At 43.2% G+C, this 12,288-nt stretch carries 14 protein-coding genes; 9 read left to right on the top strand and 5 right to left on the bottom strand.

Annotated elements, in window-relative coordinates; genetic code table 11:
• Positions 1 to 126 precede the first annotated feature (126 nt).
• Positions 127 to 1,311, bottom strand: coding sequence for a helix-turn-helix domain-containing protein (locus PHEP_RS00530; protein WP_012780285.1), 1,185 nt, complete (start codon positions 1,309 to 1,311; stop codon positions 127 to 129).
• A 574-nt stretch (positions 1,312 to 1,885) separates the two neighbouring features.
• Here PHEP_RS00530 and PHEP_RS00525 point away from each other — a divergent pair.
• From PHEP_RS00525 to PHEP_RS00510, 4 genes are all read left to right on the top strand, one after another.
• The gene (locus tag PHEP_RS00525; RefSeq protein ID WP_012780284.1) at positions 1,886 to 2,299 is read left to right on the top strand and encodes a hypothetical protein; all 414 of its coding nucleotides are present in this window, start codon (positions 1,886 to 1,888) and stop codon (positions 2,297 to 2,299) included.
• A 159-nt stretch (positions 2,300 to 2,458) separates the two neighbouring features.
• The gene (locus PHEP_RS00520) at positions 2,459 to 2,665 is read left to right on the top strand and encodes a YtxH domain-containing protein (RefSeq protein ID WP_012780283.1); all 207 of its coding nucleotides are present in this window, start codon (positions 2,459 to 2,461) and stop codon (positions 2,663 to 2,665) included.
• A 26-nt stretch (positions 2,666 to 2,691) separates the two neighbouring features.
• Positions 2,692 to 4,089, top strand: a complete 1,398-nt coding sequence (locus tag PHEP_RS00515) for an MBL fold metallo-hydrolase RNA specificity domain-containing protein (RefSeq protein ID WP_012780282.1) — start codon at positions 2,692 to 2,694, stop codon at positions 4,087 to 4,089.
• Positions 4,090 to 4,107: 18 nt separating this feature from the next.
• Positions 4,108 to 4,806 (top strand): class I SAM-dependent methyltransferase, encoded by a 699-nt coding sequence (locus PHEP_RS00510; RefSeq protein ID WP_012780281.1) that lies wholly within the window; start codon positions 4,108 to 4,110, stop codon positions 4,804 to 4,806.
• A 4-nt stretch (positions 4,807 to 4,810) separates the two neighbouring features.
• Here the strand turns inward: PHEP_RS00510 and pepT are convergent, their stop codons facing one another.
• Positions 4,811 to 6,064, bottom strand: coding sequence for a peptidase T (gene pepT, locus PHEP_RS00505; RefSeq protein WP_012780280.1), 1,254 nt, complete (start codon positions 6,062 to 6,064; stop codon positions 4,811 to 4,813).
• A 65-nt stretch (positions 6,065 to 6,129) separates the two neighbouring features.
• Here pepT and PHEP_RS00500 point away from each other — a divergent pair, with 65 nt between their 5' ends.
• Both PHEP_RS00500 and PHEP_RS00495 read left to right on the top strand, forming a co-directional pair.
• A complete protein-coding gene (locus PHEP_RS00500; protein ID WP_012780279.1) occupies positions 6,130 to 6,837 on the top strand; it encodes an outer membrane beta-barrel protein in 708 nt (235 codons plus the stop codon).
• Between the two features lie 16 nt (positions 6,838 to 6,853).
• Complete coding sequence (locus PHEP_RS00495; protein WP_012780278.1) at positions 6,854 to 7,471, top strand: rhomboid family intramembrane serine protease; 618 nt, start codon at positions 6,854 to 6,856, stop codon at positions 7,469 to 7,471.
• A 9-nt stretch (positions 7,472 to 7,480) separates the two neighbouring features.
• Here the strand turns inward: PHEP_RS00495 and PHEP_RS00490 are convergent, their stop codons facing one another.
• Positions 7,481 to 8,449 (bottom strand): hypothetical protein, encoded by a 969-nt coding sequence (locus PHEP_RS00490; protein ID WP_012780277.1) that lies wholly within the window; start codon positions 8,447 to 8,449, stop codon positions 7,481 to 7,483.
• 86 nt (positions 8,450 to 8,535) lie between these two features.
• Between PHEP_RS00490 and PHEP_RS00485 the strand changes: the two genes are divergently transcribed.
• A complete protein-coding gene (locus tag PHEP_RS00485; protein WP_012780276.1) occupies positions 8,536 to 9,573 on the top strand; it encodes a dipeptide epimerase in 1,038 nt (345 codons plus the stop codon).
• Here PHEP_RS00485 and PHEP_RS00480 read toward each other — a convergent pair.
• Together PHEP_RS00480 and PHEP_RS00475 are read right to left on the bottom strand one after the other, a co-directional pair.
• Positions 9,560 to 9,748, bottom strand: a complete 189-nt coding sequence (locus PHEP_RS00480; protein WP_012780275.1) for a DUF6358 family protein — start codon at positions 9,746 to 9,748, stop codon at positions 9,560 to 9,562. The genes PHEP_RS00485 and PHEP_RS00480 overlap by 14 nt on opposite strands.
• Before the next feature lie 2 nt (positions 9,749 to 9,750).
• Entirely contained in the window at positions 9,751 to 10,068 is a 318-nt protein-coding gene (locus PHEP_RS00475) for a rhodanese-like domain-containing protein (protein WP_036675364.1), read from the bottom strand.
• 176 nt (positions 10,069 to 10,244) lie between these two features.
• Between PHEP_RS00475 and PHEP_RS00470 the strand changes: the two genes are divergently transcribed.
• On the top strand, positions 10,245 to 11,330 hold the full coding sequence (locus PHEP_RS00470) for a DUF4407 domain-containing protein (RefSeq protein WP_012780272.1): 1,086 nt from the start codon (positions 10,245 to 10,247) through the stop codon (positions 11,328 to 11,330).
• Complete coding sequence (locus PHEP_RS00465; RefSeq protein WP_012780271.1) at positions 11,327 to 12,286, top strand: M20/M25/M40 family metallo-hydrolase; 960 nt, start codon at positions 11,327 to 11,329, stop codon at positions 12,284 to 12,286. Before PHEP_RS00470 ends, PHEP_RS00465 begins: the two co-directional genes overlap by 4 nt.
• Positions 12,287 to 12,288: the final 2 nt, after the last annotated feature.

Genomic DNA, 12,288 nt, shown 5'->3' with positions numbered 1-12,288 from the left:
TACAATGTTTGGCTTACGGTGGATCGGGGATTAGAGTTCCACGTTGCAAAAATTCATGAATAAATCTGCTTTTATTATGCAACAGGCAGAATTGATGTCCTGATTTTGAAAATCAGTACATGTATTTTAAGCAGCTTTGTCTTTCAGGCTTGTCAGGTAATTGGAGGGCGTAACCCCCATTATCCTTTTAAATGCGATCAGAAAAGTGTTGCGGGAAGAAAACCCGGCTTCCTGTGCAATAGCTTCCAGTGTAAACTGCTTCCATTCACCGGCATCAAGCCGCCCTTTTACATAATGTACACGCAGGTTATTGATATAGGTATTGAAGTTAAGCTTATAATGATTGTTAAACAGATCGGAAAGTTTATGATTGGGTATTTCCAGCATAGAGGCAAGATCGCTGACCGTAAGACCCGTTTTTCTGAATACCTCGGCCTGCAGTATATATTTTTCGACCCTTACAATAAGGGAAGTATCATACATCTTAACCCGGTTTTCATGGAGCTCCCCTTCCAGGCGGCCTGAACGCGCTTCAGCAGTACGGGCCTGGCTTGCTGGTTTCAAGCGGACAAAGCCAAAGATAAGGCTGGGGCTTAAAAAAAAAGAACCACTGAGCGCCAGCATTGCTAAACCCAGGAATAACACCAGCCTTCCGGAGTGCAGAATACGCCAGATATCATTGAAATTTGACAGCACACTTAAATTTACAGCAAGCATTCCAAAGAAAATAATTCCGCAAATAACCGTAAATGCCAATACCCAGGTGAGCGTCTTTTTTTCATACTTTTTTGTTTTGGCATACCCTATTGCAAAACTGAATTGCGCCAGTGTATATAAAAGTGCAGATAGTGGAAAAGTGAACCAATGCCAGTTGGGCACGATATACCTGTTGTTACTAAAGGCAAAAGCGACATCCTTGTCTATCTGGTTTACCACCCATTGTTGTGTAGCAGTATCGGCAAAACTATATGGGACAATAGCAACCAGGGCCGGAATAACAACGACTAGGTGCAACAGGTACTTTAACCTGAAAACAGCGTAATCTGGCTGCAGGGACCCCCTGATGTAGAGAAAAAAGCATGGTGCAATGAGATAATAAAGTGGTAAGCCTTTATTAAAGAGTACAGGGTGATTTTTTATCAGCCCAGAGTTGGTAAGCAAATAAATAATGCCGTACCAAATTACCCCAAAAATGGCTATGCACAGCAAAAGGTTTAAATACTGCCTTCCCTTACTGAAAAGCAACAGCTTTACAATGGCCAGGCAAAGAATAAAAATCGAACCAATAATTGTGATGAATACCAGGTGCAAGTTTTTATTATAAAGGTGTGCAAATTTAAAAAATAATCATTGAAACAATTTACACACTTTAATTACTTTTTGCTTATAACTTGCTATTGGTTTTTCAGGATTTCTGGTTTAAACCTTGGCTTCCCCACAGTAGCAGAGCCGAACTTAAGTTAAGACTAGTCTATTACATCTGAACAACGGTTATTCCCCCTCCTGTCATTATATTGTCAGGAAATTATATTTACATATCAGCGCAAAACTTTTCCGCAATATTCTCCGTTATAGTTGCAGTTTGTTTGGTTTAGGTTGATCTGTGGTGGATCAACCATCTTATAACAGGGACGCACCGCCAGGTGGTCCCTGTTTGTTTTTAGCTACATTTCCCAATCCAAAAACACATTCCTGCTTCAAAAATCAAAATTATCCTACAAAGAGAACCCTAGCCACAGCTTGCTAATTGTCAATACATTTAAAATAAACCAAAAGTTAAAGCTGCAGAAATCTGAAAGGAAAACCATATGTGTACCTACCCTTTGGCACAGTTTTTACCAATGCCATGGTTAATTATTTTTTAACCTTACACTTTTAATCTTTTATGAAAAAAGCAATCATCTATCCAATTTTATTACTCATTACTGTTTTCGCTGCATGCAGCAAGGACAAAGACAAATCACCAGATGGCGCAGATAAATCTGCGGAAGTATCGCAGACCTATCAAGGTAAACTATCTGTTGGTAATGTTGACTTCAACAATACAAAAATTAAAGTAACCAGAAAAGCGGCCAATGAGGTTGTTATCGAGCCGGTAAGCGGACAGGAATATGGTAATTTTACCGCTTTAACATTTTCAAACTTCATCTATTCAGACGCAACCAAGCAGTATATGTCCTCATCTGGCAGCAGCAGGGTGGTTATATTCTCCTTTCAGTCTAACGGAACTATAGAAATGTCCCTGGTCAACAACTTTCAGGATGCTATGTTCAAGTTTGAAGGCACAAGTGTAAAATAATATCATCACATCCCTATGAACGAGCCGCGTAATGTAAATATTACGTGGCTTTTTTTATGAATTAGTCCGGAACCTTAAACCATTCGGCCCCATTTTTGTTTATCTTACAAACAGATAGGGGATAATGCCCCGGCGTATAAATCATTTAAAATTATCACGATGAAGAAAGAAACTAAAATAATTGCAGGTGTATTGGCTGGCGCTGCCTTAGGTGCTGCTATAGCTTTAATATTATCGTCAGATAAAACAGGAGATGTAAAAGATAAAATGTCGGACTGGTTTTGTGACCTTTTAGATGCTTCCAAAGAAAAACTGGCTGATGTAACCGATCAGGTTAAAGACACCATTTCAAAAGTACGCGCATAATTCCCTTTAACCACTAATACTATTTAATGAAAATTGCTTTTCATGGTGCCGCGCGTGCGGTAACCGGCAGTAAACACCTCATTACCCTGGACAAGGGTGTGCAAATACTGCTGGATTGTGGGCTGTTTCAGGGCATGGGAGACCTGACCGACGGCCTGAACGAATCTTTTGGTTTTAACCCGGCAAAGGTAACCTATATGATCCTGTCGCATGCCCATATAGACCATTGTGGTTTACTGCCCCGTCTGGTAGCAGAGGGTTTTCGTGGCCCGGTATATTGTACTCCGGCCACCAGAAACCTGGCCCGGATTTTACTACTCGATTCGGCAAAGATCCAGATGCAGGATGCTGAATACGCCAACAAGAAGATCCGGCGTGTGGAAGATCAGGAAATGCCTTTATATACCGACAAGGATGTAGAACAAACCCTTAGCCAGTTTAAAACCATACCTTACGATCAGGACTTTAACATAGATCCGGACGTTACCCTAAGGTTTACGGATGCCGGACACATTGTTGGCAGCGCTGCCGTTCATTTACAGCTCCATGAAAACGGGACAACAACCCGTATTACCTTTAGCGGCGATGTTGGACGTTATGGCGACCTGCTGCTTAAAAGTCCGCAAACCTTTCCCCAGGCAGATTATATCCTGATGGAATCTACCTATGGCGATTCTTTGCATGCCGACCTGGACCCGATAGAAGATATGCTGCTGCAGGTGATTACCCGTACCTGTATAGAAAAAAAAGGAAAAGTGATCATCCCGGCCTTTAGTGTTGGCCGTACCCAGGAACTTTTATATGCCCTGAACGGCCTGGAGCTAAAAAATAAACTGCCCGAAATACCTTATTATGTAGACAGTCCGCTTTCTATGGAAGCTACGGAAGTATTAAGGAGCCACCCCGAGGTTTACAACAACGGGGTAAAAGAGATCCTGAAGGTTGATCAGGATATTTTTGGCTTTAAAGGTCTGCGCTTCATAGAAAGTGTGGAAGAATCCAAAGCCCTAAACGTCGACATGCATCCTTGTGTGATCATTTCTTCCTCAGGAATGGCCGAAGGTGGCAGGGTCAGGCACCACATCAGGAACAACATCAGCGACAAGAAAAACACCATTTTAATGGTGGGTTATGCCAGCCCGGACTCGCTAGCGGGCAGGTTAATGGCCGGACAGAAAAGGGTTTGGCTATTTGGGCAGGAATATGATGTTATTGCCGAAGTGGGGGCCATTAAATCTATGAGCGCGCATGGAGATTATGAAGACCTGCTGCAATTCCTGTCTGTTCAGGATCCTGCAAAGGTTAAACGCCTGTTCCTGGTACATGGAGAATATGAAGTACAGCAAAAATTTGCACAACGGATCATAAATGCGGGCTTTAAAAATGTATCCATTCCGGAATACCATCAGGAATTTGAGCTGTAATTTCCATAAATTCGCGGCATGGACGTTTTTGGAGAAGCCTTAAAAGATCAGTTTATAAAACCACCTGCAGAAACCTTATGGGTACACAATTCTTACGATGAACCCGAAGAAATGCCTGTCGATATTTATTTCAGGAATGAAAATGAGATGCCTGAGCTGGAGCTCAAAGCGCTTGACCTTTGCAGGGGAAAAGTACTTGATGTGGGTGCCGGTGTGGGCAGCCATGCCTTAATTCTGCAAAAAAGGGGAATTAACGTATGTGGAATGGACATCTCGGCAGCTGCAGTAAGCATTATGAAACAGCGCGGCTTAAAGCAGGCCATTGAAGGGAATATCCTAACCTACAGACTGCCTGAAGGGAGCAGCAAATACGACACCCTGTTGTTTATGATGAACGGCATTGGCCTTACTGGCTCCGTTGCGGGGCTAAAATCTTTTCTGCAAGAGGTTAAAAAACTGATCAACAAAGATGGCCAGCTGGTTTTCGACAGCTCCGACCTTTCTTACCTGTACCTGGAGATCCCCTTTCCCGAAAAAGGCTATTTTGGTGAAGTAAGTTTCAGATATGAATACAAAAGTCTTAAAGGCAATTGGTTTAAATGGATCTATGTAGATCAGCAAACACTTACTGAGCTGGCCACTCAAACCGGATGGCACACCGATATCATCTTTGAAGATGACTCGGACCAGTACCTGGCCAGGTTAACACTGGCCTGATCAATCAGGCCTTTTCTTCCCAGACGGTGGCGATATTGACAATTGTTTCTACCGCTTTTTCCATATCCTGCACCGATGCCCATTCCTGCTTGCCATGAAAGGCATGCTCTCCGGCAAAGATATTCGGACAGGGCAAACCCATGAAGGACAAGCGTGAACCATCTGTACCACCTCTTATGCTTTGTTGTTTAGGCCTAATACCCGTCCTTTTTATGGCTGCTATACCATATTCAATTACCTGAGGGTATTGGTCCAGCACCTGTTTCATATTGCGGTATTGTTCAGTGATCTTCAGCTCGTATGTTGAGTTTGGAAAGTCTTCTATGATGTTCTGGACTGTGGCGTCCAGCAGTTCTCCGTTTGCAGCCAGCTCCTCATCGTTAAAAGCCCGCAGGATAAACCGGGCCTCGGCCTGCTCTACATTACCGCTGATACTGACCGGATGAATGAAGCCTTCCTTGGCTTCTGTTGACTCTGGTGAAAGGCAATCGGCAGGCAAAGCACTGATCACATCAGACAATATTTTAATGGCGCTTTCCATTTTTCCTTTGGCAAAGCCGGGATGTGCACTTACCCCTCTAATGCTAAGCACAGCCCCATCAGCCGAAAAGGTTTCATCTTCAATAGAACCCAGCGTTTCCCCATCAATGGTATAAGCAAAATCGGCTCCCAGCTTTTCCAGGTTCACCTTATCTACACCACGTCCTATTTCTTCATCCGGTGTAAACAATATTTTGATGGTGCCATGTTTCAGCTCCGGGTTTTTCATCAGAAATGCGGCAGCCTCCATAATTTCTGCAAGGCCCGCTTTATTGTCGGCCCCCAACAAAGTGGTACCGCTGGCAGTAATGATGTCATTCCCGATCTGGTGTTTCAGGTCGGGATGTTCTGCCATTTTTAAAACAACAGAAGGATCGTCTGGCAGTACCAGGTCCTGCCCCTGGTAGTTTTCATGGATCAGCGGCTTTACACCGTAGCCGCTGCAATCCGGTGAGGTATCCATGTGTGAGCAGAAACAGATCACCGGAACTTTCTTGTCGGAGTTGGATGGTATAGTGGCATAAACATAGCCATACTCATCCAGGTGTGCGTCTGCTATTCCCATCTCCAGTAATTCAGCTACCAGCACCCTGCCCAGATCCTTTTGCTTTTCAGTAGAAGGTACGGTTGGCGAGGAAGGGTCTGACTGTGTGTCGATTTGAACGTATTTTGTAAATCTATTTTGAAGGGATTTATTTTTATTTATATAAATTAGCATACTCTTATGAAAATTCAAAGTTATGTAAAGATTATAGTTTTGCCTAAAAATTTAATGAAGATCACTTGAAAACAACTTTAACCCTCTTACTGTCCGCATTATTATATGTAAGCGCCGCAGCACAATCTAACTTTTACAAACTGGGAATAGGCGGCGGATTAGGAGTTACCCAGTCGTTTGCTGATTTGAACAAACACGATTACGGGCTCGCCGGTTATGGCTCTTTCGATTATTATTTTACGCCCTTTGTAAGTATGGGTATTGAAGGTCAGATGGGTGAAATTAACGGGGGCGACATCAATACTGACCCCAACAACCGCCAGTTTATAAACAGCTACAAAGCCTTTGCACTGAATGCCAAACTCTATTTGGGTGCCCTGATCGATTACGACAGGAGTGGTTTTACCAATGCCATAAAAGGACTATATGTTGGTGCTGGTGCTGGCGTAATCATGAATAAGATGAAGTTTGTGGTGAGGGAAAAGCCGAACGATCCCAATGGATATGTATTTCCGGGAAGCGACAGCTCCAAAGATCTGCTGGTCCCTTTAAACCTGGGCATTGCCTTTAACTTCATGGACCGTAGTGGCTATACCCGCTATGGCCTCAATCTGAATTACCAGGCCAATGTTACCCTGGGCGAGGGACTGGATGGCTATAACGATTCGCCAATTAAATTTAAAAGCGGCAACCCTGACGTATATACTTATGTTTCTATTGGCCTTAAGTATTACTTCGGACCGATGGGCCTCTCTATAAAATCCCTATATTAGCGGGAAATCATCAGAAATGGAATATTTAATACATACGCCTGTTGCCTCGATCATCTTTCTTTTTACTATAGTCACCAGCATTTACGCGTTTAACGACAATGGCCTGTATGGCAAATTTATGCTGCATCCCTATAGCGTTTCACGCAGGTATAAAGTGTATACTTTGATTACCAGTGGACTCATTCATGCCGACTGGATGCACCTGATCTTTAACATGATGACCTTCTTTTTCTTTGCCTTCCAGCTGGAGGCAATGATCGGTTCATGGCAGTTTGGGGCCGTATATTTTTTAAGCCTGATACTGAGCGATATTCCATCGGTAATGAAACATAAGAATGACATGTGGTACAACAGCCTCGGTGCTTCCGGCGCCATCAGCGGGGTATTGTTCAGCTTTATCCTGTTTCAGCCTTTTTCCAGCATGATGATATTTCCGATACCCATTCGCATCTGGGCAATTATTTTTGGGCCACTGTACCTGGTTTATTGTGTGTATGCCTCTAAAAATGCCAGAGACCACATTAACCACGATGCACACTTTTTTGGTGCACTGGCAGGAATGATTGTTACCGTATTGGTAGTGCCCGGAACAATCCCTCATTTCATTGGTCAGCTGCTGGCTAAAATCGGGTAACCTTATTTTTTAATTGGTTTCGGGTAATGCTGGCGGGTTAAAATAGCTCATGGGCTTTGTCGGGTCTTTAATGATCTCGAACAGCGTATGCCCCCATGGTTTCCAGAAATCCTGCAGCACCTGGGCATAGGTTTTATGCTGCCAGTGGTCAAACAGCGCCTTGTTCAATGTGCCTTTTAGCGGCATGGCATCAATGTATATCGACCCTTCAACAGGCATAACGGCATATTCGGGCAATCGGTTAAACAGGTATGCCGAATAAAAAAAGCGCGCACAAAGCTCTTCAAACTGCTCGGCCGACAAAGCTGTGTTGCCGATCTGGTCCAGGACTTCCCGGTGATATTTTTTATTGGTGCCATTGTCCTGTAAACAGGCAATGATGCCAAAGTCCTTCAGTTTTAAAGAAAAAGTAAGTGTATTGATCTCGTCCCTAAAGCTGAAAGTTGTTTCTTTATTTTCAAGGGGCACCACCACGACAGACCAGGGCACGAAATCTTCAAATACCACATCCAGGTAAATGCCCTGGATCATGGTGTTCAGGTTCCCAAATTTGTGCATCAGGCCCTGCGACATGTTTAGCCCATCGGCACTTAGCTGCTGCAAACGCACCGCAGCATTCATTTCTATATAGATCAGGCTGTACATAAACTTGCCAATCCAGTTAAAAAGATCAACTTCATCCAGCTGCGAAACCCCTTCATAACCTTTTGCAAATGCTGCAGCAATTTTCTCTTCCAGGGGTTGTATAAAATGATCCCGAACCTCAGTATTACAGGGAACCTTTAAGGCATTATAGGAACGCACACTTTCATCAAGCAATTTAATCTGTTCCTCGCCACTAAAATTGGCCACTTCCAGCAGCCATGCCGGCAGGATATTGAGTTCTTCAACAGGCGAGGGGAATGTATCGCCACTTAAAAAACAGTTTTTATATTTAAAGTCGAAATTTTTAAAAGGCTGGTATATCATGCTGCTCATAAAGGCACAATATTAGGTATATTATTTTTACATTAGCCCCTGGCATTTTTTTTATAACCTTTAAATTACCAAAACCTTATTTTCCAATGAAACTTGCTTATACCGCTTATAACCTGGAACTGAAACACCCTTTTGCAATTGCCAAATTTTCCCGTACCAGCACTCCGGTTATGCTGATCAGGCTAAGCTATGAGAATATAGAGGGCTATGGAGAAGCTTCTATGGTGCCATACATGGGCGAAAGTGAAGAAACTGCGGTTAAGTTTTTGAAGCAGGTAGACTGGGGCCGGTTTGTTCATCCTTTTAATTTTGAAGAGATCATTGCCTATCTGGACAGTATAGAAAAGGGCCACCCTGCCATCAAAGCGGCAATAGATATAGCATTAAACGACATTAACGGAAAGCTGCTGAATAAGCCCTGCTATGAAATTTATGGCGCTGACCCGGTTAAAATGCCGGTTACTTCTTATACCATAGGTATTGATACGCCAGAGGTCATCAGGGAAAAGGTTGCCGATGCCAAAGGTTTCAAAGTGTTAAAAATAAAACTGGGCAGGGACAATGATAAGGAACTGATCCATACGATCAGGAGTGTAAGCGACCTGCCTTTGTATGTAGATGCCAACCAGGGCTGGGCTGATAAAAAACAGGCTATAGATATGATTTACTGGCTGCATGACCAGGGCGTACAGCTAATTGAACAACCTATGGATAAGGCCGATCTCGATGGCAATGCCTGGCTTACTGCCCGCAGCCCGATCCCGATTTTAGCCGATGAAGCCGTACAACGTTTGGCCGATATGGATACGCTGAAAGGGGCTTATCATGGCATTAATATGAAACTGATGAAGAGTACAGGTATGTATGAAGGTCATCAGATGATCCTGAAAGCAAAGTCATTTGGTATGAAAGTCCTGATTGGCTGCATGAGCGAAACCTCCTGTGCTACCCAGGCGGGGATGGCACTTGCCCCTTTGTGCGACTGGGCCGATCTGGATGGGCCCTGGTTAACCAGCAACAATCCTTTTAAGGCCCCGGCAATGCTTGAAGGTAAATATCTTTTCAATCAGTTGCCGGGACTGGGTCTTGAAGGCATAAAGCCCTCTTTGTTTACTTCCTTTTAAGGTTTTCGCGCATTTCTTTTACCAATTTCAATTTTAAGTAAAGGAAAAATGCAGCCGTAGCCACAAATAAGGCGATGGCCAGATACTTAGTATTGTTATAACCCCATACGATGCCAAAAATGGAAACAATAAGGCCCAGGTTATAAAAAACGTTCAATGCAATTTTCTTTCCCATGCTTAATAAACAGGCATTTCAGGATCAAAAGCTTCCTGCCAGGCAAGAATTCCACCTTTCAGGTTATATAAATTGGTTAAACCCAGTTGCTGTTCCAGCTGCATTACAGCAGCTGCACTTCTTTTTCCGCTTCTGCAATGAATAATTACAGGTTTGTCCTGCGCAATTTTATCTGCTTCAATTAAAATGCCGGCCAAAGGTATGTTAAGGCCATCCAGATTTGAAGTGTCATATTCAAATGTTTCCCTAACATCGATCAATTGAAAATCTTCCTTATTGTCAATCTTTTCTTTAAGCTCCTCAACGGTTATTTCTTTTATCATGTCATTTGATTTTTTCAAAGATAATTAAATCACTTGTCATAGGGAATGTTTGTGGCTAAAAATACATCAGAGTGATAATCATCAGCAATTCTGTACAGCTTTACAAAAAATTCTGTAACAACTTGAGGTCCCGTGCGTTTAAATGGTAAGCTTATTAATCTAACCATTATATCATGAATGCGATATCCCGTTTCTTTTGGTTTTGCTCTGGTGCGCATCTTTCTACATTGGAAAAACACCCTACAGAACACAACAAATACATTGGCATTGGCGCTACCATATTTTTTACCGGCCTGTTTGCGGCCTTATCTGGTGGCTATGCCATGTATTTCGTTTTTAAGGGCGATAGCGGGGCTGTCTTTTTTGCCCTGTTTTTTGGCTTGATCTGGGGTCTTGCCATTTTTAACATGGACAGGTATATCGTGTCCAGCATCAACAAAAATGCCAGTACCAATAAGCAGATTTTACAGGCTACCCCACGTATTTTGCTTGCCATTATGATTGGGGTGGTGATATCGCGCCCGCTGGAGCTTAAAATATTTGACAAAGAGATCAAAGAGCGTTTAAAAGTAAGTTACCTGAACAACCAGCGTTCAAAAATTGACACCCTGAATGCCGCTTTCGAAAATAAATACCGGATAGAAATGGGCAAACTGAATGAAAGTAAAGCCCAAAAGGATACTATGGCCAGCGCCATAAAGGCAGACCGGCAAAAACTGAATTTCGAGATTTTTGGAAATAAGACTGAAGAAACTTCGGGCATTATGGGCTATGGGCCTTATGCCAAAAGAAAAGAGGCTGAGCTGAAACAACGTGAACAGGAATTAGATACCTTAACGGCCAGCGTACGCTCACAGGAAGCGTTTGTAGCCGGCAGAAAAGAATTTGATGGGCTGATGACAGAAAAACTATACACCGGAAAGCAACTGGACAGCCTGACCAGCCTAGCCGGTTTTGCCGACCGCAACTGGGCTTTGGGCCAGCTGAGCTTTAACCGCGATGGCACGCGCGATACCAGTACTTATCTGGCTGTAACTTTTATTGGATTATTATTCATATTTTTCGAATGCCTGCCCGTTTTTGTAAAACTGATGAGTAGCCGGGGGCCTTACGACAGGTCGGTAGAAAATACCGAAGAAACCCAGGTATATGAGTCTGATAAGGACAAAGATTACGAAACAGCGGTAATAGATGGGGTACATGACACACGCGTACATACCGAAATTGAAAAAAGAAAGCATAAACTATACGAACAATGAGAAAGATCTGCTTCGCCCTGCTTATTGTACTGTCGGCCCAGCTATCCCGGGCCCAGGACATCAATAAAATTATTACTGCCGGATATGTTGATCACCTGATCAAAACACTGAGCAGCGACGACATGCAGGGCCGTGGTTTATATACCCCGGGTATTGACAAAGCCGCTACCTTTATTGAACAGCAATTTAAAGCCATTGGATTACAGCCTTTAAAGGGAGAAACCGGTTACCGGCAAACTTTTTATAAAGATTCGACAGATAAAAGGCCTTTGTTTAATGTAGCAGGCATGATCCCCGGAAAATCCAGGGCCAATGAAATTGTTATTTTTTCGGGACATTACGATCACCTGGGCATAGTAAAAGGCGATTTGCAGGACAGCATTGCCAATGGTGCAGATGACGATGCATCGGGTATAACAGCCGTAATTGCTTTGGCAAAATATTATAAGGCTTTAAACAACAATGAACGTACACTGGTATTTATCGCCTTTACCGCTGAGGAAATCGGAGGCTTTGGCTCCAAATATTTCTCCAAAAAACTGGATCCCGAGCAGGTAACGGCCATGTTTAACATAGAGATGATCGGCAAGGAAAGTAAGTTCGGAAAAAACACCGCTTTTATTACCGGCTACGACAAATCTGATTTTGGAAAAATACTGCAGAAAAACCTTGCCGGTACCGAATTTACCTTTCATCCTGACCCATACCCACAGCAAAATCTCTTTTACCGGAGCGACAACGCCACTTTAGCGGCATTGGGTGTACCGGCACATACCATCAGTACAGATCAGATTGATAAGGATGAATTTTACCATACCGTAAAAGACGAGTACAGCACTTTAGACACTTTAAACATCCTGTACACCATTAAAGCAATTGCAAAAAGTGCCATCAGCATTGTGAAAGGTACAGATACGCCCAGCAGGATACCAAAGTTGGTTGACAGCCATGAATAGCT

This window comes from Pedobacter heparinus DSM 2366, from assembly GCF_000023825.1.
Taxonomy (GTDB): Bacteria; Bacteroidota; Bacteroidia; order Sphingobacteriales; family Sphingobacteriaceae; genus Pedobacter; species Pedobacter heparinus.
This window is presented reverse-complemented; position numbering and strand designations above follow the sequence as displayed.